The following is a 25399-nucleotide window of genomic DNA, read 5'->3' as shown; positions in this document are numbered from 1 at the left end:
GCCTCCTTCGCTGGGCTCCCCACGGCCACCGCTCAGGTGCCGGTGAGGTGTTCGGGACGCACCGGCACCCGCCGCAGGTCACGGCCGGTGGCCTGCCGGATGGCGGCGACCACCGCCGGGGTGGACGACAGGGTGGGCGCCTCGCCCGCGCCCCGCAAGCCGTACGGGGCGTGGGGGTCGGGCAGTTCGAGGACGTCCAGCGGCATGGTCGGGGTGTCCAGGATGGTGGGGATGAGGTAGTCGGTGAAGGAGGGGTTGCGGACCAGGCCGTCCACGACCTGGATCTCCTCCATCACCGCCAGGCCCAGCCCCTGGGCCGAGCCGCCGTGGATCTGGCCCTCCACGGCCTGGGGGTTGACGGCCTTGCCGACGTCCTGGGCGGCGGCCAGCTCGATGACCTTCACCAGGCCCAGTTCGGTGTCGACCTCCACGACCGCCCGGTGGGCGCAGAAGCTGTACTGCACATGTCCGAAGCCCTGTCCGGTGACCAGGTCGAAGGGCTCGGTGGGGCGGTGCCGGAACTCCCGGTCGGCCTCCAGGGGCTCGGGTCCCAGCACGTCCGCCAGGTCGGCCAGCACCCGCCCGTCGACGGCCACCAGCTTGCCGTCCTCCGGTCGGGGCGCCAGCCGTTCCCACTCGGCGGCCTCCACGTCCAGCGTCGTCCGGGCCCTCTCCAGCAGCTGGTCCCGTACGGCCAGGCAGGCCACCCGTACCGCGCCGCCGGTCATGTAGGTCTGGCGGGAGGCGGAGGTGGAACCGGCCGATCCCACCTCGGTGTTGGCCGGGTGGATGCTGACCTGGCTGACCCCGAGTTCGGTACGGGCGATCTGGGCGTGCACGGTCACCCCGCCCTGACCGACCTCGGCCATGGCGGTGTGGACCATCACGACCGGTTCCCCGCCCATCAGCTCCAGGCGTACCCGGGCGGTGGAGTAGTCGTCGAAGCCCTCGGAGAACCCGACGTTCTTGATGCCGACCGCGTACCCCACGCCGCGTACCACTCCCTCGCCGTGGCTGGTGTTGGACAGTCCGCCCGGCAGTTCCCGTACGTCCACCCCGTCGTCGGGGGTGGCCCACTGGCGCTCGGGGGGCAGGGGGCGTTCGCTGACCCGGCGGAGGATCTCCTCGACCGGCGCGGAGGAGTCGACAAGTTGACCGGTGGGCATGATGGTGCCCTGGCTCATGGCGTTGCGGCGGCGCAGTTCCACCGGGTCCATGCCGAGCCGTTCGGCGAGCCGGTCCATCTGCGACTCGTAGGCGAAACAGGCCTGTACCGCGCCGAAGCCGCGCATGGCCCCGCAGGGCGGGTTGTTGGTGTAGAGGGCGATCGCCTCGACGTCCACGCAGTCCACCACGTACGGGCCCACGCTCAGCGAGGCGGCGTTGCCGACCACGGCCGGCGAGGAGGAGGCGTAGGCGCCGCCGTCCAGCACGATCCGGGCGCGGACGTAGGTCAGGGTGCCGTCGGCGGTGGCGCCGTGCTCGTAGCTGAGCTTGGCGGGGTGGCGGTGGACGTGGCCGAAGAAGGACTCGTAGCGGTTGTAGACGATCTTCACCGGGCGTCCGGTGTGCAGGGCCAGCAGGCAGGCGTGCGCCTGCATCGACAGGTCCTCGCGGGCGCCGAAGGCACCGCCCACCCCGGAGAGGGTCAGTCGCACCTTCTCTTCGGGCAGCCCGAGGACCGGGGCGAGTTGGCGTTGGTCGACGTGGAGCCACTGGGTGGCGATGTACAGGTCGACGCCGCCGTCCTCGGCCGGCACCGCGAGGCCCGACTCCGGGCCCAGGAAGGCCTGGTCCTGCATCCCGACCTCGTACTCCCCGCTGACCACCACCTCGGTACGGGCCCGGGCGGCGTCCAGGTCGCCCCGCACGATGGGCTGGCGGTGCACCACGTTGGGGTGCGGGGCGTGGCCGGCGTGGTGGTCGTCGCGGCCCGGGTGCAGCAGCGGCGCGTCCGGGGCGACCGCGCTGGGCTCGTCGTGCACCAGGGGCAGCGGCCGGTAGTCCACCCGGATCTTCTCCGCCGCCCGGCGGGCGGTCTCCGGGTGGTCGGCGGCCACCAGGGCCACCGGCTCGCCCTGGAACCGCACCCGGTCCGAGGCCAGCACCGGCTGGTCCTCGATCTCCAGGCCGTAGTGGGTGGCCGCCGGCAGGTCCTGGTGGGTGAGCACCGCGTACACCCCCGGGTGCCGCAACGCCTCGGTCACGTCCACCCCGAGGATCGCCGCGTGGGCGTGCGGGCTGCGCAGGGTGTGCCCCCACAGCATGTCCTCGTGCCACAGGTCGGAGGAGTAGGCGAAGTCGCCGGTCACCTTCAGGGTGCCGTCCGGCCGGGGTGAGGAGGTGCCCACCCCGTCCCGGGTGCGCTGGGTGAGGCTGTCGGGGACCCGGGTCGGGGCGCTCACGCGTCCTCCCCCCTGCTGCGGGAGGCGGCCAGCCGCACCGCGTCCAGGATCTTCTCGTAACCGGTGCAGCGGCACAGGTTGCCCGACAGCGCCTCGCGGATGTCGGCGTCGGAGGGGTCGGGGCGCCGCTCGATCAGTTCGTCGGCGGCCACCAGCAGGCCCGGGGTGCAGAACCCGCACTGTACGGCGCCGGCGTCCAGGAACGCCCGCTGCACCGGGGCGAGCGGGGGCCCGTCCCCCTGTGGGCTGGCCTCCCAGCGGCTCTCCTCGCCGGCCGGGGTGACCGGGGCCTCCCCCTGTCCGGCCGAGGCGTGCCGCTCGGCCAGCCCCTCGACGGTGACCACCTCGCGGCCCTCGGCCTGGCCGGCGGCGACCAGGCAGGCGCACACCGACTCGCCGTCCAGGCGCACCGTGCACGAGCCGCACTCGCCCTGTTCGCAGGCGTTCTTGGAGCCGGGCAGGCCCAGCCGTTCCCGTAGTACGTACAGCAGGGACTCGCCCTCCCAGACGTCGTCCGCCTGGCGTGGGCGTCCGTTGACGGTGAGGTTCACACGCACTGTCGCTCTCCCTGTCGGTAGGCGTCCCAGGTCCAGCCGAGGGTGCGGCGGGCCATCACCGACACCGCGTGCCGGCGGTAGTCGGCACTGCCCCGTACGTCGTCGATGGGCCGGCAGTCCCGCGCGGCCAGCTCGCCGAAGCGTCGCACCAGGCTGTCGGGCAACGGGTCCAGGCGGTGCCAGGCGTCCTGTTCCTCCAGGGCGCCGGCGAGGAACTCCTCCGCCTCTCGGGCCCGGACCGGGGTGGGGGCGGCCGAGCCGATACCGGCGCGCACCGAGCGTTCGTCGGGCCGCAGGGCGACGGCGAAGGCGCAGACGGCGATCACCATGGCGTTGCGGGTGCCGACCTTGGAGAACTGCTGGGGGCCGGTCGCCCGGCGTACCCGTACCGCCCTGATCAGCTCGTCCTCGGCCAGCGCGTGCCGTTTGACGCCGGTGAAGAACTCCTCCACCGGGATCAGCCGACTGCCGCGCACCGACTCCACCTCCACCTCGGAGCCCGCCGCCAGCAGCGCCGGATGGCAGTCGCCGGCGGGTGAGGCGGCGCCCAGGTTGCCCCCGACGGTGCCCCGGTTGCGGATCTGGGGTGAGCCGACCGTGCGGGAGGCCAGGGCCAGGGCGGGCAGCGGGTCGGCCAACTCCCCGATCACCCGGGTGTAGGGGACCGTGGCGCCCAGCCGTACGGCGTCCCCGTCCTCCTCCCACTCCGCCAGCTCGGCCACCCGGCCGAGGTCGAGCAGCTGTGGGGGGCGGCGCTGGTCGAAGTTCAGTTCCACCATCACGTCGGTACCGCCCGCGAGGGGCAGGGCCTCGGGGTACTCGGCCTTGGCGGCGAGCGCCTCGGGCCAGCTGCCGGGGCGCAGAAACTCCATGGGTAACTCCCCTAGTCACGAACCGCACGTGTCACGTTACGCCCGGCCCGGGGACCCGGCGCCGTCGTACACGATCACCCGCCGGTGAGGGGCGGGCCGGATGGCCGAACCTCCAGTAGACCGCGCCCGGGGCGACCAGGGGCAGTCGCCGAAAACATGAAGCGGGCCCCCCGGGCCCGGCGCGCTTTAGTAGATTCGAACGAAGGGGGCGCTCACCCCCTGTCAGACGCCCGGCACGGCCCGCGCGGCCCACCGGAGGCGAGGGGATTCATGCGGCTGAGGACCCTGTTGGAGACCGAGGCCCTGGGGCTGCGGCTGCTCGGCGGCGAGGAGGGCCTGGACCGCGCCGTCACCGGGGTGATGACCACCGACCTGCGGGACCCCAGCCGCTACCTGGACGGTGGCGAACTGGTACTGACCGGGCTGGCCTGGCTCCGCGCCCCGGACGACAGCGAACGCTTCGTGGCCCTGCTGGCCCGGGCCGGGGTGGCCGGGCTGGCCGCCGGCGAGGCCGAGTGGGGCCGGGTACCGGAGGACCTGGTGGCGGCCTGCGCCCGCCACGGCCTGCCGCTGCTGGCGGTCTCCGAGGAGGTCGCCTTCGCCACCATCACCGAGCACGTCTCCCGGCACACCACCGGCGAGCGGGCCGGCGACCTGGCCGCCGTGGTGGCCCGCCACCGTCGTCTGCTGGGCGTCGGAGAGGGCGGCCTGGAACCGCTGCTGGACCTGCTGGCCACCGAACTGGACCTGCGGGCCTGGGTGCTCTCTCCCCTGGGACGGGTGCTGGCCGGGGGCGAACTGCCCGAACCCCGGGGCGTGTCGCTGGCCGGCGAACATCTGGCGTCGCTACGGGAACCCTCCCGCGTCACCGGTCAGCCCCGGGTGGTTCGGGTGGACGGCCTCCCCCACACCCTGTTGCCGGTGCCCGACCGGGAGGGGCTCACCCCCGGGCAACGGCTGGAGCGCGGCGGCTGGTCCCTGGCGGTACGCGGGGACGTCGCGGACTGGTCGCTCACCCACCGGACCCTGCTGTCGGACGTGACCGCCCTGGTGGAGGCGGAGCGCGAGCGCGGCGGGGCGCACCGGGCGGTGGGCCGGGAGATGGCCAGCGAGGTGGTACGGCTGCTGCGCTCGGCGGCCCCCGGCTCGGAGGTGGAGGCCCGGCTGCGGCTGGCGTCCCCGGTGTTGCGCCCCGCGCCCCGGGCGGTGACCGGCTGGCGGGTGGTGGTGGCCCGGCTGGCCGGGCTCGGCGCACCGGAGCGGGGGCCCGAACCCCTGGCCGCCGGGGCGCTGTTGGAGGAGGCGCTGACCCTGACCGGCACGCCCTCGGCGGTCACGGTGGACGGCGAGGAGGCGGTGGCCCTGGTGGCCCCGCCGGAGTCGGCCGGATCGGCGGCCGTGGGCTCGACCGCGCTGCGTACCGCGCTGGCGGCCCCACTGGAACGGGGCCTGTCCGGGGCCCGGCTGTCGGTGGGGGTCAGCGGGGTGGTGACCTCCGGGGAGGCGCTGCGCGGGGCCTGGGCCGAGGCGCGGCACGCCCGGGGTGTGGCGGCGGCGGGCGGGGGCACCGTCGCGGTGGCCAGCCACCGTGAGCTGGCCTCCCACGTACTGCTGCTGCCCTTCGTCCCCGAGGAGGTGCGGCAGGTGTTCAGCTCCCGGCTGTTGGAGCCGCTGGCGGAGTACGACCGGCAGCACCGGTCCGGTCTGGTCGAGACCCTGGAGACCTTCCTGGACTGTGACGGCTCCTGGTCGCGCTGTGCCCGACGGCTGCACCTGCACGTCAACACCCTGCGCTACCGGATCTCCCGGGTGGAGCGGCTGACCGGTCGGGACCTGTCCCGGTTGGAGGACCGGGTGGACTTCTTCCTGGCGCTCCGGCTGCGCTGAACGGGGCCCAACCCGCTTGCGCCCTCGGCTCGTTGGCGGGTGAGCGCTGGTCATCGGCCACCGACGACGGGAATCGGACGTTCCGTACGCTGGGACGACACGGTTTGTGAATTCGTTCACCCAGCCTCTTGGCGTAGCACGCGCATTCGTGCTGAGATTCCGCCACAGATCACCGGCTTCCAGCTCGATGGCGCGCTTGGGGAGGGCAAGGTGGCGGATACCGCCATGGCAGATTCGGTACAGCAGGCGGGAGAGGACCTTTTGGAACGGGACGTGTGGCGGTTGCGGTCCCGTGGCTGCTGGGAGGACGCGGCGGCACTGCTGGCCCCCCGCGCGGAGCGGGAGGCGGAGGTCGCGGTACGCCGCGTGGGGTTGCTGGTGGAGCGGTGCATGTTCACCGCGCAGGGCTGGGAGCGGGCCGAGGAGGCCCTCCGCGCCGCCGAGGCGCTCGCCTCCGACGACAAGCAACGCGGGCTGGCCGCCTGCGAACGTGGCCAACTGGCGTACGCCTCCACGGTGTTGGGCGTACGCGACCGTGCCGACGAAGCCCGGGCCGCCCTCGGCCGGGCGGCGGCACTGCTGGTGCCGGGAGCACCCGGACGGGCCCTGCTGGACTACCGCCGGGGGCTGGTCGCCGAGCACGTCTCCGAGCACCCCGAGGCGGCCGAGGCCGCCTACCGCCGCGCCCACACCGGCGCGCTGGCCCAGAAGGACGCGCTGCTGTGCTCGTTCACCTGGCGCCACCTGGCCGGGTTGGCCGTACGCAGCGGGGAGTTGGCGGAGGCCCGGCACGGGTTCGCCGAGTCGCTGCGGATCCGCGAGGAACTGGGGTACCTGATCGGCATGGCCCCGGCGCTGGTGTCCCTCGCCGAGGTGCACCAGGACCCCGAGGAGGCGGCACGGCTGCGCCAGGAGGCGCGGCGGCTGTTCCGGTCGCTGGGCGAGGTGCCCACCTGGCTGGCTCCCCAGCTGGCGGACTGAGCCGGACCGGGACCCGGGCCTGGGCCTGGGGCACCGCCCGTACCCGCCCGGGTGGTCCGGGGCCCGTCCACCCGGGGCGACCGATCCTGGCGGGTGCCCATCGGGCGCCGCCGGAGCTGCCCCCGCGGGTGCGGGTGCCGTGTCGACGACGGCCACGACGACGCTCGGTCGCAGGGGGTCAGCCGTGTCGGAAGCTGCCCACCGGGCGCGACCACAGGAGGGCGCGTGGGCGACCGCAGGAGTGCGCGGCCAGGTTGCCCACGACGTCGACAGCGCCCTTCCGCCGAGGCCATCCAGCACGGGCGCAGGGGGCGACCGCAGGAGTGCGCGGCCTCGGGCGGTGCCGGAGCGGCCCGCTGGGCGCCCGGGCTCCGTAGCGGCTTGGCGGCCCCCAACCCCCGGTGCCGTCACGGGAGTTCGGCCAGGGTGGCGGGAGTGAGCACCCGCCCGGTGCCCTGCCGGAGAACGGGAACGCACCGGGGCGCTCGCGGTCACCCGGGCCCGAGGCCGCCCGGTCACGGTCGGCGGGGCCGGTCAGGAGCCGGTCAGAAGCCCTCGGAGGTGAGGTGCTCGCGTACCAGGACCTCCACCAGTGGCAGGTCCTGACTCACCAGGGCGTCCAGCAGGTTGTGGTGCTCGTCGGCGTGCCGCAGCATCAGCGAACGGCGGGGCGCCGGGGAGCAGGCCCAGGCCAGTACCGCGCGGCGGTGCAGGGTGTCGGCCACCAGCCCGAGCTGCCGGTTGCCGGTCAGGGACAGCACCCCGCCGTGGAAGGCGCGGTCGGCCTCGGCGTAGGCGACCCGGTCACCACTGGCGGCCACCTGGCTGGCCCGGTCCGCCAGGGGACGCAGCTCCTCCCAGCGCTCGGCGGGGAGGGTACGGGCCAGCCGCAGCACCACGCTCTCCGCCAACAGGGCGCGCACCTCGCCGAGTTCGGCCAGGTCGCGGGGGGTGCGCTGGGCCACCCGGAACCCCCGGTTGGGCACCGTCTCCACGGCACCCTCCACCGCCAGCTGCTGCATGGCCTCCCGCACCGGGGTCGCGGAAACCCCGAAGTGCTCGGCGAGTTGGGGCGCGGAGTAGACCCGGCCGGGGGTCAGCTTCCCGTTGGCCAGGTTTCTGCGCAGGGCGCCCAGCACCTGGGCGCGTACCGAGTGCCGTCGGGGCGCGGGCGGCCGGTCCTCCGACCGACCCTCCTCGGCGGGCGGGTGCGCGGCGTCGACGTGCACGTGCTCGCCGCGCGCCTCCGTCACCCGGCTCCCGGACCGGGCCGACTCATGGGTGCGCGACGCGGCAGTCCCCGCTTCGGTGCGGGCTTGCGTACGGGTCCGCTCCATCTGGTCCCTCCTGGTGTGTGGAAGCACCTTAGGCGTCAGCACCCTGAGATCACACACCCCGAGAGTGAAGTAAGGTAAGCCTTCCCTAGTCATCGACCGTGGATTCGGGGCCGCACCATGCCCATGCCCGCACCCGACAGTGCGACGCTGAGCACCGAGCTCTCACCGTTCAGCACGGCCTACGCGCGGCTGCATGAGGTCTTCCCCCCGCTACGCGTCGTCGAGGGGCCGCCCCGGCAGGGCAACGGCTGGATCACACCCTCCGAACTCACCGAGGACGGCCCGGCCACCGCCGCCTTCCTCGCCCACGACGCCGAACAGGTCCGCCGCGACTACGGCCAGGAGGCCCTCCCCCACGTCGTCGCCGCCTTCGCCCTGCACCGCTACGCCTGGCCGGTCAGCCTGCTGGTGACCCTCCCGTGGTTCCTGCTGCGCCGGGTACCGCACCTGGACGCCGACGCGCTCTCCTTCCACCGGGGCTCGGGCCAACTCACCGTCGCCGTCGAGCGGTTCAGCTGTCTGCCACGGGACCCGGCGGCCGGCCTGCCCGGAGCCCTGGTGGTGGACGACGAGGAGGAGCTGCGCGCCCGGGTTCGGTCCCAGGTGGCCGACCAGTTGGCGCCGGTGCTGGATTCCTTCCGCGTCCGTACCCGCCGGGGCACCCAGGCGCTGTGGGGCATGGTCACCGACGCCATGACCGAGGGGCTGTGGTACGTGGGCGGGCTGTTGGACGAGGAGGAGCGGGCGATCCAGGACGCCGGCCGGCTGCTGCCGGGGCGCACCACCCCGTTCCGGCGCGGCGCCGCGTTCCGCGAGCTGGCCGCCCCCGACGGCCGGGCGCTGACCACCCGGGACCGGGCCAGTTGCTGCCTGTTCTACACCCTGCGCCCCGACGACGCCTGTGTCACCTGCCCCCGCACCAGGGACGGCGAGCGGCTGCGACGGCTGCTGGCCGCCACCGCCGAGGCCGGCTGAGGCCCGTCAACTCGGGGCCACTCGGGAGCCCGCCGTGAGCGGTGGAATCCCGTACCCGCTCACCGCGTTCTAAAGCGGCTCCCCGCCCTCGCACAGGCACCACGTTCGGGTGGCTTCGCGGCGAAAAACCCCTAGACACCCCCGAGTTTCGGTCAAGCTGCTCCGCGACACCCAAGTCGAGACGAGCACGGCGCCGACCATCCACGGGCCGGGCAAGGGGTATGCCCGATGAAACTGACGGAACTCTCGCTGAGCTGGCTGCTGCCGGGCGTCGGCCTTCTCGCCGTCGCGCTGATCGGCGCGGTGGTGCTGGCGAGGAGCCGCAGGGACAACGACCCGGACAAGGGCGGGCTCGCCGACTCCTGGGAACGCGCGGAGCAACGTCGCCGCCGCAAGGAGACGATGTTCGCCACCGCCTCCTACACCCTGCTGTTCTGCTGCGCCGCCGTCGCGGCGGCCTTGTCGTTCCACGGGCTGGTGGGCTTCGGTCGGCAGAACCTCGGACTGTCCGGCGGCTGGGAGTACCTGGTGCCCTTCGGACTCGACGGCGCCGCCATGTTCTGCGCGGTGCTGGCCGTACGGGAGGCCAGCCACGGCGACGCCTCCCTCAGCTCCCGGATGCTGGTGTGGGCCTTCGCCGGGGCCGCCGCCTGGTTCAACTGGGTCCACGCGCCCCGGGGGTTGGGGCACGACGGGGCACCGCAGTTCTTCGCCGGGATGTCCCTGTCGGCGGCCATCCTGTTCGACCGGGCGCTGAAGCAGACCCGCCGGGCCGCCCTCCGGGAACAGGGCCTGGTGCCGCGCCCCCTCCCCCAGATCCGGGTGGTGCGCTGGGCCCGGGCTCCCCGGGAGACCTTCGGCGCCTGGTCGTTGATGCTGCTGGAGGGCGTGCGCACCCTGGACGAGGCGGTGGACGAGGTCCGTCGGGATCGCCGGGAGCGGGAGGAGGAGCAGCAGCGGCAGCGGGAGCGCGAGCGGCTGGAGCGGGCACAGCTGAAGGCGCTGCGCCGTTCCCCCTGGCCCTGGAACCACCCCGCCGACCGCGTCCCGCCCGAGCAGCCCCGGGCCCTGCCCGCGCCCCGGACCACCGGGGCCGCCGAGGACGAGGCCTCCGGGTCCCGGCTGCCGGTGGCGGTCGACGAACCGGCGTCCCGCCGCGAGCAGCGGTGGGAGAAGCAGCCGGAGAAGCGGTCGGAGGGGGACACCGCCGGGAGCGCCGGGAGCGCTGGGAGCGGAACCTCCGGCCGGCGCTCCTCCGAGGAACGGGACGATACGGAGGCCGACCCCCGGGACAGTTGGCGTGAGGGGACGGAGTCCCCGGACGAACTGTCGGCCAGCGGCCCCCGGTTGGACTCACTGGAGGAGAAACTCGCCGCCATCGAGCGGCAGTTCGGCTGACCTTCCCCGAACCCGAACCCCGCCCGTGGGTGTCGGGCCGGGGTGGCGCGGACGGAACAGGCGGCGCACGGACTCCTTGGGGCGGGTCGCGACAGCCGGGCGCCCCGCCCCAAGGTCACTCACTCCACGGGCAGTTCCCACACCACGGCGACCGTACGGTCCCCCGGGTGCCCCTCCACCGGGGTCAGCACGTCGTCCAGGAACTTCGGCAACCTCGGCGCCCGGGGCACGTCGGCCCACCGCCCGGCCAGGTCGGAGGCGAAGTCCCGGTCGGCACGCAGGGGTTCGGCGAAGCCCGGCCCACACAGCAGCAGGGTGTCCCCCTGTCGGGCGATTGAGGCGCGGAAGCGGAACGGCTCGGTGGGGCCCGGTTCCCGGACAGGCAGCCCCGGGCTGGTGTGTCCGGGGCCCGAGGTTCCGGCGTCCGGGGCCAACGACACCTCCCCGGTGACGGCGCCCCGGGGGTCGGCGGGTCCCCTGGCGCGCCCGTCGTCGACGCTGGCCGCGTCCTGGAGGCTGGGTTCGATGTCCCGCCAGGCTCCCGCGCGGAGCCGGAAGAGTCCCCCGTCGCCGAAGCCGAAGTAGATGCGGTTGTGGCACTCGGGGTCGGCGGGCAGCAGCAGTGCGCGCAGACCGCTGGGCAACGGCACGTGGGGGCCGGCCAGTTCGGAGGTACGGGCGCGCAACCGCGCGTAGCAGCGGTTGGTCAGTCGGTGCAGCCCCGACTTCAGGGCACCGTTACGGCTGGCCCGCAGGTCCTGGGTGAGCCGCTCGTGGCTGCGGCCGATGGCGGCGGCCAGGTTGGCGCAGGCCTCCATCGGCAGCCCGACCAACCGGGGGTCCAGGCAGGAGTGGGGCGAGGCGCCGGCGACCACCGCCAGCAGCAGCCCGCTCTCCCCCTCGCCGAAACGAGCGGTGAACACCGCGTCCTGGCGCGGCTGTTGGGCCTCGTCAGCGGTACGTCCGCGCACCGAGGCGGTGCGCACCACGCTGGTGCCGCTGCGCGCGCCGTCCAGCACCGTGTGGGGCACCAGGGCGTACAGCGCGTGCGGGTCGGCCAGTGGAGCCAGGTCGAGGCCGGAGGGGTCGCCGAGGGAGGCGCCGGCGAACGGCGCGGCGGCCCCGCCACCGGACTCCGGGGCGGCGGTCGGTGCCGTGGGGGGCGGCGGGGAGGACGCCTCGGAGGACCCTGAGTGGGGCGCCGTGGGCCGGCGTACGGTCGCCAGCACCCTGGTACGGGGGGACTCGCCGGGCAGGGGCGCGTCGGGGTCGTGGGGGTCGCCGTCGGGATCGGCACCGGTGTCGGGGCCCGGGTCGGGACCAGGGTCGCCGTGGGGCTCCTCGGCCGGGGCCTGTTCCACCGGCCCGGTGGGGGGCTGGGCCGGGGGTTCGGGGACGGGCCGTTCCTCGGGCATCGCCTCGTCCGGCACCTGGCGCAGCCGCAGGGTGGCCCGGGTGGTGTGGCCCCGCTGGTCGGGGCGGTCCTCGGAGGGTGCGGGCTGGCCGTCGGGGTCGGGGTCCCCGTCCGGTGGGCCGGGCGGGTCCTCCTCCGGGGCGCCCCCGCCGGCCGTGAGGGGACCGTGGTGGACGTCCTGACGGGCGCTGTCGTCACCGCTGTCGTGGGCCCTGTCGTAGGCACCGGCTCGGTCACCACCGGTGTCCTCGGCGCTGTCGGACCGGTCGGGCCCCTCGTCGTAGGCACCGTCCCGGGCACCGTCGGGCCCGGCTATCGGGGCGCCCAACACCTCGGCGGCGGAGGCGAGATGGCCCTCCACGGTGTCCCCGGTGCGGCTGCCCCCGGTGTCCGAGGCGTCGTTCGCGTACAACTTCCCCCACCAGTCGCGTGGTTCGCCCTCGCCCTGGTTGTGGCCCTGCCGGCCCCCCTGCTCTGTCATGCGCCCCATTCTCCACGGGTACCGCAGGGCCCACCGCCTCATCGCGGTTCCCAAGTTGGTTGCGGTACGGCCACGGGTGCCCCGTCCACCGGGGCGGTCCACCGGGACACTCCACGGGGAGGAGGGTCAGGGCGAGCGGCGGGCGGTGGCCCAGCGGAGGGCCAACAGGCCGTAGGGCAGCGCGCACAGGGCCATCAGCGGGCCCGGCCCCGTCCACAGCGCGCCGAGGGTGAACCCCCCGATGATCAGCAACGACACCGTCTCGGTGCCCAGCCCGGCGAAGGACCCCAGGGTCGCCCGCGCCCGGTCGTCGACGGCGTCCTGGAGGCGGGCGTCGGCGACCACGGCGGCCCACTGGAAGATCCCGAAGGCCACCGCGACCAGCACCATGCCCGCCGGGTGGCCGCTCAGCGCGCCCAGCGCCAGGGACGCCGCACCGGCCACCAGCAGCCACGGGGCCCGGTGCTGTCCGTACTCCGCGCACCAACTCCCCACCAACCCACCCACACTGACCAGCAGCAACAACGCGGGCACCCGCGCGACGTCGACCCCGAAGGAGCGCGCCAGCAGGGGCAGGTACTCGTCCAGGGCGTCGACGGCGGCCAGTACCGACACCAGCAGCAGCGCCCGTCGCAGGGCCGGTGACCTCCGGGCCGCGTCCACTCCGCGTCGCCAGACCTCTTTCATCCCGGTCGACGTCTCCCGGGGCGCCGCCTCGGGCGGCTCGTCGGAGGTCGCATCGGCCGGCGCCCGGCCCGAGGGGGGATGGTGCCGGTGATCGGGCAGGCCGCTGGCCACCAGGGCGGCGCCCAGGCAGACCAGGACGCTCAGCGCCCCGACCGCCGGGTAGCCGGCGAGGGCGAACACCGGGCCGGCCAGCCCGGTGGCCAGCAGGATCGCGAGGTCGCCCCCGGCCTCCGCGCGCCCGACCAGCCGGGCGTAGGAGCCGCTACGCCCCAGCCGCGCCAACTCGGCGTAGACCAGGGCCTGGAGGGTGCCCGAACGCAGGGCGCTGCCGGCGCCCCAGAGCACGAAACCGGCCAGGAAGGCGCCGTAGCTCGGCCACCAGGTCCACAGCGCGAAACCCGTCGCCTTGAGCAGGGGCGCGAGGGTGACCAGCCGGCGTCGGGAGAAGACGTCCGCCCAGACTCCCGAGGGGACCTCCAGCAGCACCCCGGTCAGCGACCAGACGAGGAAAAGCGAGGAGATCTGGGCCTCGGACAGTCCGACGTCCGCGAACAGCAGGGCGTACAGCGGATAGAGGAGCACCAGCTCCTTGAGGAAGGAGTAGGCGTACAGGCGGCGGCTCAGGGAGCGCAGCGCGCGGTCGCCCTCCGGTCCACGAGGACGCGGGAGGAGCGGGAGGAACCGTGCGGGGAACAGCCGTGAGAATCAATGTCGCCAGGTCATACCGCGAGCGTACGGCGGGAAACGGCGAGCCGCCAGTGAGTTTCGCCGGCGGGGGCGGGGCCGCCGGCCCCGCCCCCGGGAACTCACGCCCAGCGCACGCCCCGCTTACGCGCCAGGTCCTCCTGGCCCTGACGTTGCCGTTGTCGGGTCTCCCTGCGGCGTTCGGCTCTGAGCCGGGCGTCGGTGCGGGCGGCCAGCCGGGCGTTCTCCCGTTGCAGCTTGCGGTGGGACTCCAGCCGGCGGGGCGCCAATTCGCCACTGTCCACGGCTTCCCGTACCGCGCACCCCGGCTCGGTACGGTGCTCGCAGTCCCCGAACCGGCACTCGGCGGCCAGTTCCTCGATCTCCGCGAAGGCCCGGCTCAGCCCGGCCTCCGCGCCCCACAGGCCCACTCCGCGCAGCCCGGGGGTGTCGATCAGCAGCCCACCGCCCGGCAGGGGGAGCAGGTCACGGGTGGTGGTCGTGTGCCGGCCCTTACCGTCCACGTCCCGGATGGCGTGCACCCGCTGGGTCGCCCTCCCGGACAGGGTGTTGGCCAGCGTGGACTTGCCGGCACCGGAGGGCCCCAGCAGCACCGAGGTGCCGCCGGCGAAGAGTTCGGCCAGTCGCTCCACCCCCGTCCCGCCCAGGGCGCTGACGGCGTGCACCGGCACCCCGGGGGCCACCTCCCGTACGTCCTCCAGCAGGTGGTCCAGGGTGCCGGGGTGGTGGATGAGGTCGGCCTTGGTGAGCAGCACCAGGGGTTGGGCGCCGCTGTTCCAGGCGAGGGAGACGAAGCGTTCCACCCGGCCCAGGTCCAGTTCGGCCGCCAGGGACACCGCGATCACCGCCCGGTCCACGTTGGCGGCCAGTACCTGGCCGTCCGACCGCTTGCTGGAGGTGGACCGTACGAAGGCGGTGCGCCGGGGCAGCAGCGCGCGGATCACCGCGTCCAGACCGGCCCGGGTCGGGCCGAGTTCGAGCGCCACCCAGTCACCGGTGCACGGCACCCGCAGGGGGTCACTGGTGGCGACCGGTCCGGTGTCGGCCAGGACGGTACGCAGTCCCGGCAGGTCGGGGTCGTGTTCACGGGTGGCGTCGGGCACCACCGCGTCGACCCGGCCACGGTCGACGCGCACCACACGGCCCGGGGTCAGGCCCCGCCGGGCGTGGGCGGCGAAGTCGGTGGCGTAGCCGTCGTCCCAGCCGTAGGGGACGAGCGGCGCGAAGGCAGGGGTTTCCTGGGACAAGATCGTGAGATCCCTTGAACGGGTGCCACGACCGGGGAGCGCGGGATGTCGGTGGCGTTCAGCCGGCGGGCACGGAAGTGAGGTCGGACTGCGTGAGACGGGTCAGCCCCGCTCCGGGAAAGGCCGTCATGGTCCCCACCTCCTTCGACGACCGGCTCCCACCGGTCGCTCGCCGTACGTCACGGCGCCTCGCGCGCCGACGCGGTCACCGTAGAGCCTCCGGTGTGGCGGGCGCCACCGTTTTCCCGACGCCGACGCGGTGGTGGGTCCTGGTGCCGCCCCGGGTGCCCGTGCCGGCCCGTCGGTCAACGGTGTTCCCTGAGCGCGGTCACCCGCGCGTAGTCCCGTACGAAGCGGGTGAGCAACTCGGCCAACGCCTCCCGGTCGGGTGAGGGCCAGCCCGCCGTCGCCTCGGAGATGACCCGGCGCCGGAAGCCCCGGACGGTCGCGAGGACGTCCACCCCGTCCTCGGTGAGGGTGAGCAGGGAACGGCGCCCGTCACGCTGGTCCGCTTCGCGCCGGAGCAGCCCCGCGTTCAGCGCCTGTGCCACCAGTCGGCTGGCCCGGGGTTGGTCCACGGCGAGTTCACCGGCGACCTCGGTCACGGTCGGCGCCGTGTCGGCGGCCTCGACCACGTCCAGGAGTTCGAAGACCGCGTCGGGCAACGTGGCGTGGGGGCCGGTCCGCTCGCCTCGCCGTTCGGACAGGCGGGCCAACGCGTGCCGCTTCCGCGCCCGCCACAGTCCGGTCAGGGCGAGTTCGACCAGTTCCTCGGGTGCCTTGGGTTCGGGCTCCACGCTCTCTCCGTACCTGCCTATGTATGGCGGAAAACAATCGCATGTTAATTTACATGCATCACGTCGAAGAGGCACGGGGTCGAAGGAGTTCCGATGGACACACCCAGGCCGATCGGCTACTGGCTCAAGCACCTGCACGATCTGCTGGAGACCCAGCTCGACACCACCCTGGCCGACCTGGACCTCAGCCGGCGCCACTGGCAGGTGCTCAACACCCTCGGCCAGGGCCGGCGGACCACACCGGAGCTGCGCGAGGCGCTGGCCCCCTTCCGGCAGGAGGGCGCACGGCACCTGGACGACGTGCTCGACGACCTGGCCACCCGGGGCTGGATCCGCGTCGAAGACGACGACCTGGCGACCCTCACCGATGCGGGCCACGCCGCCCACGCGCAGGTCGCGGCCCGCATCCACCAGACCCGGGCAACCGTGCTCGACGGTCTGACCGCCGAGCAGTACGCGGAGACGGTGCGCGTCCTGTCCGTCATGTCACGGAACGTGGAGACCGCGCTCGCCGCCCGCCCGGCGTGAGTCCCACGCCCGCTGACGTCCGCCAACGTCCGCCGCCAGGCGGGTCAGCGCCCCAGGAAGGCGGGCCAGCCTCCTCGACGTACGGGCTGGTTCGCCGGCGGTGAGCTGTCCCTGAGCCCCCGGCCCGTACGGGTTCGCCCCCTCCGACCCGGTCCCTGGCGGCGGTCTCCCCCGCTGTCCCGCGCGGCGGTGCGCCAGGGCACCCCAGCGCGTATGGGCCACCGTCCACGGGGAGCGCGCGCACCACGAGCCCCCAGCCCGGCTCACCGATCCCGGTCCGGCCGGTCCCCCTCTCCGGCTCCCGGCCCCTCCGGGTCGCCGCGGCGGTCCCAGTCGTCGCGGCGGTCCCAGTCGTCCCGTTGCCCGGAACCCCCCTGCCCGCCCTGCTGCTTGTGGAGCAGCGTCTGGAGGCGGTCCCGCAGTTCGCGCTTGTGCAGATAGCGGGTCCAGCGCTCGTGGTGGGCCTGGCCGTTCTCCTGCCGGGCCTCCTCTCCCCGCTCCTCGTGCCGGGCCGCCGCGGCGGCCAGCAGCTCGGCCGCAGCGGCCTCCTTGGCCTGCTCGTTCAGGCGGCGGGCGGCGGCGGTGGCCACCGAGGGCCACACCCGGTCCAGGGCGGCGTTCACGGCGGCCCCGACCAGTACCGCGAAGGCGGAGATGCCGATCCACAGCAGTACCGCCACCGGGGCGGCCAGTGAGCCGTACAGGGTGGGCCCCTCCACGGTGCGGCCCAGGTAGACGCGGAGCAGGAAGCTGCCCAGCACCCACATCGCCAGGGCCACCACCGCCCCGGGCAGGTCCTCCCGCCAGGGCGAACGCACCGGTACCGACACGTGGTAGAGGGTGGTCAGGAACACCACCGACAGCAGCAGCACGGTGGGCCAGTAGAAGCTGTTCACCAGCGACTCCGCCTGCGGCACCAGCCGCAGCACCGCGTCCGGGCCGGCCACCATCAGGGGCAGCACCACCGCCCCGATGGCCAGGGCGACCAGGTAGAGCACGAAGGCCAGCAGCCGGGTCTTGACGATGCCCCGGTGCCCGTCCAGCCCGTACATCACGGTGATGGTGTCGATGAAGACGTTCACCGCCCGGGACCCCGACCACAGGGCCAGGGCGAACCCTATGGAGATCACGTCCGGCCGGCCGCCCTCGATCACGTCGTCGATCAACGGCCTGGCCAGCTGGTTCACGCCCCGGTCGGAGAGCACGGTGGCCGAGGCGTCCAGGAAGTTGGTGCGGATCGAGTCGATGGTGTCGGTACCGATCCAGGCGTCCAGGTAGCCCAGCAGACCGATCAGGCCCATCAGCAGGGGCGGGATGGAGATCAGCGTGAAGAAGGCCGCCTCGGCGGCCAGACCGAGGATCCGGTACTCGATGCAGGAGTTGACGGTGTCCTTCAGCAGCAGCCAGGCCATCTTGCGCTTGGGTACGTGCTGGTAGATCACCCGGGCACGGCGGAACGCGCCACCGTCCGGTTCCGGTCTTTCCTCTGCTGGTCGCACCCGCCTAACGTATCGGCATGTCTCCCGCTACCCACACGGTGACCAACCAACCGCCTCCGCTGACCGGCGACAACGTCTTCACCTCGGATGTCGCACTCACCCAGGCGCTCCAACGTGAGCTGGCCGAAAAGCATCGGGACACGGTGCTGCCGGAGCTCACCGAGCTGGGCCGGGTCGCCGGCTCCGAGGAGGCCCGGGAGTGGGGCCGACTGGCCAACGAGCACCCGCCACAGCTGCGTACCCACGACCGTTACGGGCACCGGGTGGACGAGGTGGAGTTCCACCCCGCCTGGCACCGGCTGATGGAGCAGGGGGTGGCCGCCGGGCTCACCGACGCCTGGTCACCGGGCGGTCAGCTGCGGCGTACCGCCGGCTTCTACGTCTGGAGCCAGGTGGAGGCCGGGCACGGCTGCCCGCTGTCGATGACCCACGCGGCGGTGCCGGCCCTGCGCGCCGAACGTGAGCTGGCCGAACGCTGGGTGCCGCTGCTGACCTCCCGCTCCTACGAACCGGGGCTGACCCCGGCCGGCACGAAGGCCGGCGCGCTGGCCGGAATGGGGATGACCGAGAAGCAGGGCGGCAGCGACGTACGGGCCAACACCACGGTGGCCCGGCCCACGTCCACCCCCGGCGAGTACGTGCTGACCGGGCACAAGTGGTTCTGCTCAGCGCCGATGTGCGACGTGTTCCTGGTGCTCGCCCAGGTGCCCGACGAGGGGCTGAGCTGCTTCCTGGTACCGCGCGTCCTGCCGGACGGCGCGCGCAACACCTTCCGCATCCAGCGACTCAAGGACAAGCTCGGCAACCGCTCCAACGCCTCCAGCGAGGTCGAGTTCGAGGACACCGTGGCCTGGCGGGTGGGCGAGGTCGGGCGCGGGGTGGCGACCATCATCGAGATGGTCGCGGCCACCCGGCTGGACTGCGTGACCGGCTCGGCCGCCCTGATGCGCCAGGCACTCAGCCAGGCCCTGCACCACTGCGCGCACCGTTCCGCCTTCGGCGGACTCCTGCTGGAGAAGCCGCTGATGCGCAGCGTGCTGGCCGACCTGGCGCTGGAGTCGGAGGCGGCCACCGCCCTGGCACTGCGGCTGGCGGTGGCCCAGGACCGGGCGACGGAGGGCGACGCCCTAGAGCGGCACTTCCTGCGGCTCGCCCTGCCCACGGCAAAGTTCTGGGTCACCAAGCGCTGTACGCCCATGGTGGCCGAGGCCCTGGAGTGCCTGGGCGGCAACGGCTACGTCGAGGAGTCGGGCCTGCCCCGGCTGCTGCGCGAGTCCCCGCTGAACTCGCTGTGGGAGGGGTCGGGCAACGTCCAGGCCCTGGACGTACTGCGGGCCCTCCAGCGCGAGCCGCGCTCCCTGGAGGCGTTCCTCGCCGAGATCGGCCGTGCTCGCGGGGGCGACCACCGGCTGGACGCGGCGATCAAGCAGGTGCTCACCGAACTGTCCGACCTGGACGGCCTGGAGGCCGGCGCCCGGCGGCTGGTGGAGCGGATGGGGCTGCTGCTCCAGGCCTCGCTGCTGGTGCAGCACGCGCCGGCCGAGGTGGCCGACGCGTTCTGCGCGGCGCGGCTGGGCCCGGACGCCGGGCTGGCGTTCGGCACGCTGCCCCGGGGCCTGAACGTGGACGCGCTGGTGGAGCGGGCGCGCGGCCACTGAGCCTCACAACTGGTGCCGCCAGGGCGGGTTGGCGCCACGGACCGAGACGGTGAGGGCGGCGACCCTGGTGCCGTGCGCCAGGGCCTCGCGCAGGGTCGCCTCCTCCAGTCCGTCCAGCCGCCCGCCCAACTCGCCCGAGCGGTGCAGGGCGTCCAGCAGCCCGGCCATGAAGGAGTCGCCGGCCCCCACGGTGTCCACCACCTCGGTCCGGGGGGCCTCCACCCGCAGTCGGCTGCCCCGCAGGGAGGCCAGCACCCCGTCACCGCCGAGGGTGATGACCACCAGCGGGGCGCCCAGCCGGTGGAAGTGGTCGGCCGCCGCGTGGAGTTGGGTCTCGGAGGCACCGCCCGGCCACAGGTGCGCCAGGTCGTCGTCGGACAGCCGCAGGATGTCCGTCAGCTCGCACCACCGGTGCAGCCGTTCGCGGTAGACGGACGGGTCCACCAGCAGGGGGCGGACGTTGGGGTCCAGGGAGACGGTGGCCCGCTCGCGGATCCGCAGCAGCGCCTGTTCCACCAGGGCACCGCCCGGAGGCCGTACCAGGGCCAGCGAACCGGTGTGCAGGGCGGCCACCCGGGGGCGGGTGGCCTCGGCCAACTCCTGGGCGGTCCACTGCCAGTCGGCGGCGCCGTCGGCGTAGAAGGAGTAGTCGGCGGCGCCCTGGGGGCTGAGCGAGGCCACCGCCAGGGTGCTGGTCTGGCTGGCGGTGACCGTCCCGTCCAGGTCCACCCCGGACTTGGCGAGGTGGTCGTGGAACAGCCGCCCGAAGACGTCCCGGGACAACCGGCCCAGGAAGCGGGTGGGGGTGCCCAACCGGGCGAGGGCCACAGCGGTGTTGGCCGGACCACCCCCCGGCAGCACCTCCAGGTTGAGGGCGTCCGCCTCCCCGGAGGAGACGAAGGCGTCGGCGACACATTCGCCCAGTACGGCGAGGGGGAGGGTCTCCTCACCGGTGGGCGGGTTCGGCGGGGTCATCTACGGGGCCTTTCGGTACCGGCGCTGGGGAGCGGTGCTGGTCTCCAGACTGCCTGACGGTCACCCCCGGTGGTGCCGAGCCCACCGACGGGGCCTGGCATCACGGGAGTTGCGGGGTTCCGGCTCCCGGGAGCCGGAGGGCGGAGGCGGGCTCACGTCAGCCGGGGTTCCGGCGCCGGAGGCGCCGCCTCGGCGGCTGGCGCACCGCCCATGGAGCGCTCGTGGAGCGGTGCCGTACGCCGCGCTGGTCGGGCCGGCCTCGGCCGGCCCCGAGCGCCGGGTGCCCGGAGGTGCGGCGGCGCCCCGGGGGTGGGCGCGGTTCGGCGTACCGGGCTCACTCGGCTCGGCGGGGGCGCGACCCCGTCCGTGGGCGCTCCACGGGGTAAGGGGTCGCCCTGTTGGCCGGCCCTCGTGCCGGCCAACCTGCCGGTCCGGTCAGGGTGTTCACCGCCGGACCGGTCACCGGGGTCGCCGTACCGGGAAGCGGAGGAGAGCGGAGCATCGGTACCCGCCGGCCGGCCGGTACGGGTGGGGGCCGGCGTCGACGGCAGGGCGGGAGTTCGGTGACGGCTGATGTCGGTGACCTCCGTGTCGACCCGGTTCCGGCGCGGGGCGCTGACCTCCGTGTGCCAGGGGCCCACCATCGCGGGCATGGTATGTCAACGTTGACATCACTGTCGACGGGTCCACGCACCACTCCCCGCCAGCCCGTCCGACCTCCCGCTCCCCCGGTTCCGTACCCGTGGCCCGCCCCTTGGTGGGTGCCGCGGGGGCCGCGCGCCCGGACACACCCGCGCTCCCGGTCGGGCGGCCACCTACGGGGCGCCGCCCGACCGGAGGGGAACCCGTCGAACTGTCCGACAGCGCCGGCAGGTTGAACGGCACCCGGGGCACGGACCTCCACCGTCCCCCACGACGAGCGGCCACCGGGGAGCGCCTCCACCCGGGCACCGTCAGCCCTCCGCTCCGGGCTGGCCGATGTCGAGGGTCACCCGCGACAGCGGACCTCCCACACAGGTCAGTACATATCCCTCGGCCTCGCGCTCCGGCGTCAGACAGTGGGGTTCGGCCTGTGACACCTCGCCGCTTAGCAGGCGGACCACACACTCGCCACAACTGCCCACCGTGCAGGAGTACGGCATCGGCAGTCCGGCGGCCAAACCGGCGTCGAGGAGGGTCTGCCCCGGCTCCACGACGGCGTCGCCCACCAGGTCGCCGTTCTCCTCGATCCGCATCCGCCGGGGTCCGGTCGCCTCCGCCCCGGCACCGGGAGCATGGGAGAAACGCTCCTGGTGCAGGCACTCCTCGGGAACACCGAGTGCGTGGACCACCTCCCGGACGGTGTCCATCAACGGGCCGGGCCCGCAGACGTAGTAGTGCGCTCCGTCAGACACCGACAGCGCGGTGACCCACCGCCGAACGCCTTCCGCGTCGAGCCGCCCCGCACTCCGGGTCAGGACGTGGGTGACCGAGAGACGGTCGGGGTGCTCCGCCTCCAACCGGGACAGGTCGTCGGCGAAGATGACGTCCTCCCGGCTACGGCTGCTGTAGAGCAACGCGATCCGGTCACGGCCGCCCTGGTCGGTCAGACGGGCGCGGATCAGGCTCATCAGGGGGGTGATCCCGCTGCCGGCCGCGACGAGGACGAGGTGGGGCGGCGTCCGGTCACCCGCGTGGAAGGTACCCGAGGGGCCACGCAGCGCGAGCCGGTCACCGACCTCCAGCCCCCCGTGCACGTGGGAGGAGAAGCGCCCGCCCTCCACCTGCTTGACGGTCACCTCCAGCCGCGTAGCGCCAGGGAGGGAGGACGCGGAGTAGGCCCGTCGTACCGGGTGGCCGTCCACGTCCGCGACCAGGGTGAAGAACTGTCCGGGACGGAAGTCGAAGGGCCTGGCCTCCTCCGGGTCCTGGTCCTCCAGTACGAGGGTGCGGGCGGTCGCCGTCTCCTGGCGTACCTCCACCACACGCACCGGGCGGAGTCCGCCGCCGGTCACGTCCTGAGGCGCGGTACCGCCCTGTCGGGAGGCGGTCGGCGGCCTGACGTCCTGGTAGCCCTCCTTACGCAGGGCGGTGCCGTAGGCGCGGTCCATCACCCGACGCATCAGGCGGTGTATCCCCGGGATCGAGGTGAGGGCCCGCAGCAACCGGGCCGAACCACCGGTGGAGTCGGGGGACTCGGCGGTCAGGTGCGCGCTGCCCAGGGCCATCATGTCCGGCGCCTCACCGCCCGGCGGTCGGCCGGCCACGGACCACAGGCGGGCGTTCGCCAGCGCGGCGTTGGCGGCCAGTTCCGCGTACTCGACATCGACGACCAGGGCCAGGTGAGGTGGTACCCCTCGGAGCGCCAGGGTCTCCAGCAGCGCGGCGTCGTCGGTGATCACGGCACGCCCACGGACGTGCAGCACCCCGCTACGGCCGGGTACGAGGGCGGCGAGGGAGAGCCGGTCGTCCCGGAGCAGGTTGTACAGGGTGTCCGCACGCCTGTTGCCCCTGCGGTCGGCCATCACCAGTGTGCGGCCGTCCACGATCCGGGCCACCGCTCCCCGTTCACCGCGCGGACTGGTGTCGCCGCCACCACTGGCGTCCCCGCTGGAGACGGCCAGGAAGGGGGAGGCGGCCAGGAAGTCGGCCACCCCGGGGCCGGCCAACGGACCCTCGCCCACCACCGGTTCGGCAGTCGGCACCGGGGGCGGGGGTTGCCACAGACGGGAGCGCATGACGGCCTGGGCGCAGTGGACGTACGCCTCCGCCACCTGCACCAGTGTCTCCCCGCCCTTGCGGCCGGCCACAGTCCCGTTGACGCGGAGCACCTCCCCCACCCCGGGGAGCAGGAAGAACAGGGAGGCGGGGCCACGGGCGACGTCCGGTTCCGGTACGGCGAAGGAAATCCGCGTCGGGGTGTGCGGCCGGGCGAAGCCGGGGGCGCCCCCGACGAAGGTCGTCCGCGTGGCGCCGGAGCCGTCCCGGTAGCCGAAGGCCGCGACCGGGCTGTAGGCCAGGACCCGGCGACAGCCCTCGTCCAGGGCGCCGACCTGCTTGCGGAGGATCATCGCGGCCGGTCGGCCGATGATCTCCTCGACCTCCTGAGTCGTGGTGAGCCGGTGGAGGGCGTCCGAGGAGGACTCGTGCCGCATGGGGTTCCCTTTCCGAGATCGGCCAGGCGTGGAACGGACGGGACACCCGGGACCGTTGGCGGACGCGTCCCGGCCGGACATGGCGGGTGTCGACGCGGTTGCCGTTGCCCGCGCGGACGGGAGGTCCCGGCCAGCCCCGACAGGACCGGCCGGCAGCCTCACCGCTCGACCCCCGGATCACAGAGGACTGCGTTTGCGCAGCTCATGGCACCATTGTGAGCAAAAGCTCAGCTCCTTGGCTACTCGCCTTTCCCGCGCCGGAAGGACCACCGGATGGCATCGGCCGACCGTCGTCTCACCCCACGTCGCAAGCCCCGACAAGTGCGCGCCGAACTCACCCGTGACCGCATCCTCGTCGCCGCTGCTCACGTTTTCGCCGAGTACGGCTACGCCGCCGGCACCACCAACCGCATCGCCGAGCGGGCCCGCCTCTCCATCGGCTCGCTGTACCAGTACTTCCCGAACAAGGACTCCATCCTCGCCGAGTTGCTGTTGCGCCACATCGACCGGGGACCCTGGGTCGAGGCCGACCAACTCCCGTTGTCCCCGGGCAGTCTCGGGGAAACGGTGCGCTCCCTGGTGCGTGACGCGATCGACCACCACCGGGACGACCCGCAGCTGCTGCGGATCATGTTCGAGCAGGCGCCGATCTCCGGGGAACTGGTCGAGGCGATCGACCGACATGGCCGGGAACGGGTCGCCCACCTGCGCGACCTGCTCGCCCGCCACCCGGACGTCCGGGTGCGGGACCTGGACATGGCCGCCCAACTCATCGTGGGAACCATCGAGTTGAACACCCACCAGCTGATGGCGGCGCCCGGGCCCGTAGAGGTCGAACGACTGGAAGGGGAACTTGTCGACATGGTCACGCGCTATCTGCGCGCCGACCGGTAGCCCAGCCGGTGACCGTACCCCCTACGGAGCCGGACCCTCCGATGCCGGCCCGCCCACGAGTGGGGCGGAGGACCGAGGGCGGTCCCGTCGACGCGGCGACAGGCCGGGGCCGGCCCCGCCAGCGCAACCGTGCCGGTTCCCTCGCCCACGCGTCGAGGAACACCTCGGTTGCCTCAGGGAGAACCGCCAGGGAGCGTCAGGCTCCCCGGCGTCGCCGCGTCCACGGGTAACCGAGCTGTCTGGCGTACTCCCACGACCCACCGCAGACCTCGGCCGACTGCCGTGGGTCCCCCGCCAGCAGTCGTTCGGCGAGCCTCTCGGCCTGCTCGTCAGGAGGGTCGCCCGAGACGTCGAGCACCATGCGGAACTGGAGCCAGGCACCCTCCGTCCTCATGTCTGAGTGACCTGGGTGGAGGAGGAACAGGTTGATCCGCTCGGGCTCCCAAACCCAGGCGGCCACACCTTCCAGTTCACAGTCCCACCGTGCGGGCCAGTCGGGCCGGCTCCTGAGCCTCGACTCCAACAGCCGGGCGACCGTGTGGGCCGGCCACTCCCAACTGTGGTCCGCGACGGCCCGCTCGACCTCGGCCTGGTACTCCCGGGCGTCGAACCGGAACTCCGGCAGATCCGGGCCGGCTTCGGCGGGGTTACGCCACGCGCTCCAGACCACCTGGTCGTCGTCCCTGCGGACCGTCACGTAGAGCGCGCCGCAACACCCCTCGGTACACCCCGCCTCGGCCAGCCGCACCTCGTGCGGCTCGGTGGCGGCCAGGAGCGGGCTCTCTCCCCGCAGGAGGTCACGGGGCTCTCCGGCCGGCCCCCTGGGGAACGCCCCAGCCAGGATGTCCGCACCGTCGACCAGCGGGCGAACCTCCACGGTGGCGCCCCTTCGGGGAGCGTCGGGAACGACAACGCGGAGGGTGAGGCGGCTCGTCCTGGCAGTCATCGCACGATTGTCGGCCTGGCGG

19 protein-coding genes are annotated in these 25399 nt (G+C 73.8%); 7 read left to right on the top strand and 12 right to left on the bottom strand.

Translation table 11 applies throughout. The features are described 5' to 3' along the window. Positions 1-32: 32 nt before the first annotated feature. Genes pucD through ABZT14_RS20785 form a run of 3 tightly spaced genes read right to left on the bottom strand, consistent with a single transcriptional unit; the run spans position 33 to position 3834 of the window. Positions 33-2405, bottom strand: coding sequence for a xanthine dehydrogenase subunit D (gene pucD, locus ABZT14_RS20795; protein ID WP_356304899.1), 2373 nt, complete (start codon positions 2403-2405; stop codon positions 33-35). Continuing rightward, positions 2402-2962 (bottom strand): (2Fe-2S)-binding protein, encoded by a 561-nt coding sequence (locus tag ABZT14_RS20790; protein ID WP_356304897.1) that lies wholly within the window; start codon positions 2960-2962, stop codon positions 2402-2404. The genes pucD and ABZT14_RS20790 overlap by 4 nt, the downstream gene beginning before the upstream one ends. Further along, positions 2953-3834: a xanthine dehydrogenase family protein subunit M gene (locus ABZT14_RS20785; RefSeq protein ID WP_356304895.1), complete on the bottom strand. Its 882-nt coding sequence runs from the start codon at positions 3832-3834 to the stop codon at positions 2953-2955. Before ABZT14_RS20785 ends, ABZT14_RS20790 begins: the two co-directional genes overlap by 10 nt. 270 nt (positions 3835-4104) lie before the next feature. On the opposite strand from ABZT14_RS20785, the gene ABZT14_RS20780 reads away from it, so the two are divergent. Together ABZT14_RS20780 and ABZT14_RS20775 are read left to right on the top strand one after the other, a co-directional pair. Beyond that, a complete protein-coding gene (locus ABZT14_RS20780; protein WP_356304894.1) occupies positions 4105-5721 on the top strand; it encodes a PucR family transcriptional regulator ligand-binding domain-containing protein in 1617 nt (538 codons plus the stop codon). A gap of 225 nt (positions 5722-5946) precedes the next feature. Next, the gene (locus ABZT14_RS20775) at positions 5947-6702 is read left to right on the top strand and encodes a hypothetical protein (protein ID WP_356304893.1); all 756 of its coding nucleotides are present in this window, start codon (positions 5947-5949) and stop codon (positions 6700-6702) included. Positions 6703-7247: 545 nt separating this feature from the next. On the opposite strand, the gene ABZT14_RS20770 is transcribed toward ABZT14_RS20775, so the two are convergent. Then, complete coding sequence (locus tag ABZT14_RS20770) at positions 7248-7955, bottom strand: GntR family transcriptional regulator (protein WP_356304892.1); 708 nt, start codon at positions 7953-7955, stop codon at positions 7248-7250. 201 nt (positions 7956-8156) lie between these two features. On the opposite strand from ABZT14_RS20770, the gene ABZT14_RS20765 reads away from it, so the two are divergent. Together ABZT14_RS20765 and ABZT14_RS20760 are read left to right on the top strand one after the other, a co-directional pair. Next, positions 8157-9014: a (2Fe-2S)-binding protein gene (locus ABZT14_RS20765; protein WP_356304891.1), complete on the top strand. Its 858-nt coding sequence runs from the start codon at positions 8157-8159 to the stop codon at positions 9012-9014. 228 nt (positions 9015-9242) lie between these two features. Then, positions 9243-10412 (top strand): DUF2637 domain-containing protein, encoded by a 1170-nt coding sequence (locus ABZT14_RS20760; protein WP_356304889.1) that lies wholly within the window; start codon positions 9243-9245, stop codon positions 10410-10412. A 119-nt stretch (positions 10413-10531) separates the two neighbouring features. Here ABZT14_RS20760 and ABZT14_RS20755 read toward each other — a convergent pair whose 3' ends face one another. From ABZT14_RS20755 to ABZT14_RS20740, 4 genes are all read right to left on the bottom strand, one after another. Further along, on the bottom strand, positions 10532-12307 hold the full coding sequence (locus ABZT14_RS20755; protein ID WP_356304887.1) for a hypothetical protein: 1776 nt from the start codon (positions 12305-12307) through the stop codon (positions 10532-10534). A gap of 126 nt (positions 12308-12433) precedes the next feature. Beyond that, positions 12434-13576 (bottom strand): MFS transporter, encoded by a 1143-nt coding sequence (locus ABZT14_RS20750; protein WP_356304885.1) that lies wholly within the window; start codon positions 13574-13576, stop codon positions 12434-12436. A 224-nt stretch (positions 13577-13800) separates the two neighbouring features. Beyond that, the gene (gene rsgA / locus ABZT14_RS20745; protein ID WP_356305169.1) at positions 13801-14949 is read right to left on the bottom strand and encodes a ribosome small subunit-dependent GTPase A; all 1149 of its coding nucleotides are present in this window, start codon (positions 14947-14949) and stop codon (positions 13801-13803) included. Between the two features lie 302 nt (positions 14950-15251). After that, positions 15252-15743: a MarR family winged helix-turn-helix transcriptional regulator gene (locus ABZT14_RS20740; RefSeq protein ID WP_356304883.1), complete on the bottom strand. Its 492-nt coding sequence runs from the start codon at positions 15741-15743 to the stop codon at positions 15252-15254. 93 nt (positions 15744-15836) lie between these two features. Between ABZT14_RS20740 and ABZT14_RS20735 the strand changes: the two genes are divergently transcribed. Beyond that, entirely contained in the window at positions 15837-16271 is a 435-nt protein-coding gene (locus ABZT14_RS20735) for a MarR family transcriptional regulator (RefSeq protein WP_356304881.1), read from the top strand. Between the two features lie 263 nt (positions 16272-16534). On the opposite strand, the gene ABZT14_RS20730 is transcribed toward ABZT14_RS20735, so the two are convergent. Further along, the gene (locus ABZT14_RS20730; protein WP_356305167.1) at positions 16535-17683 is read right to left on the bottom strand and encodes a YihY/virulence factor BrkB family protein; all 1149 of its coding nucleotides are present in this window, start codon (positions 17681-17683) and stop codon (positions 16535-16537) included. 104 nt (positions 17684-17787) lie between these two features. Here ABZT14_RS20730 and ABZT14_RS20725 point away from each other — a divergent pair, with 104 nt between their 5' ends. Beyond that, positions 17788-19428: an acyl-CoA dehydrogenase family protein gene (locus ABZT14_RS20725; protein WP_356304879.1), complete on the top strand. Its 1641-nt coding sequence runs from the start codon at positions 17788-17790 to the stop codon at positions 19426-19428. 3 nt (positions 19429-19431) lie between these two features. Here the strand turns inward: ABZT14_RS20725 and ABZT14_RS20720 are convergent, their stop codons facing one another. Both ABZT14_RS20720 and ABZT14_RS20715 read right to left on the bottom strand, forming a co-directional pair. Beyond that, positions 19432-20403: a carbohydrate kinase gene (locus ABZT14_RS20720; protein WP_356304877.1), complete on the bottom strand. Its 972-nt coding sequence runs from the start codon at positions 20401-20403 to the stop codon at positions 19432-19434. 953 nt (positions 20404-21356) lie between these two features. Continuing rightward, entirely contained in the window at positions 21357-23537 is a 2181-nt protein-coding gene (locus ABZT14_RS20715; protein WP_356304875.1) for a 2Fe-2S iron-sulfur cluster-binding protein, read from the bottom strand. 273 nt (positions 23538-23810) lie between these two features. Here ABZT14_RS20715 and ABZT14_RS20710 point away from each other — a divergent pair, with 273 nt between their 5' ends. Next, positions 23811-24431 carry a TetR/AcrR family transcriptional regulator gene (locus ABZT14_RS20710; RefSeq protein WP_356304873.1) on the top strand — a complete coding sequence of 207 codons (621 nt, stop codon included), beginning with the start codon at positions 23811-23813 and terminating at the stop codon, positions 24429-24431. Positions 24432-24627: 196 nt separating this feature from the next. Here the strand turns inward: ABZT14_RS20710 and ABZT14_RS20705 are convergent, their stop codons facing one another. After that, a complete protein-coding gene (locus ABZT14_RS20705) occupies positions 24628-25377 on the bottom strand; it encodes a hypothetical protein (protein ID WP_356304871.1) in 750 nt (249 codons plus the stop codon). Between the last annotated feature and the right edge of the window lie 22 nt (positions 25378-25399).

The sequence above is a fragment of the Streptomyces sp. NPDC005438 genome, from assembly GCF_040606315.1.
GTDB lineage: Bacteria > Actinomycetota > Actinomycetes > Streptomycetales > Streptomycetaceae > Streptomyces.
This window is presented reverse-complemented; position numbering and strand designations above follow the sequence as displayed.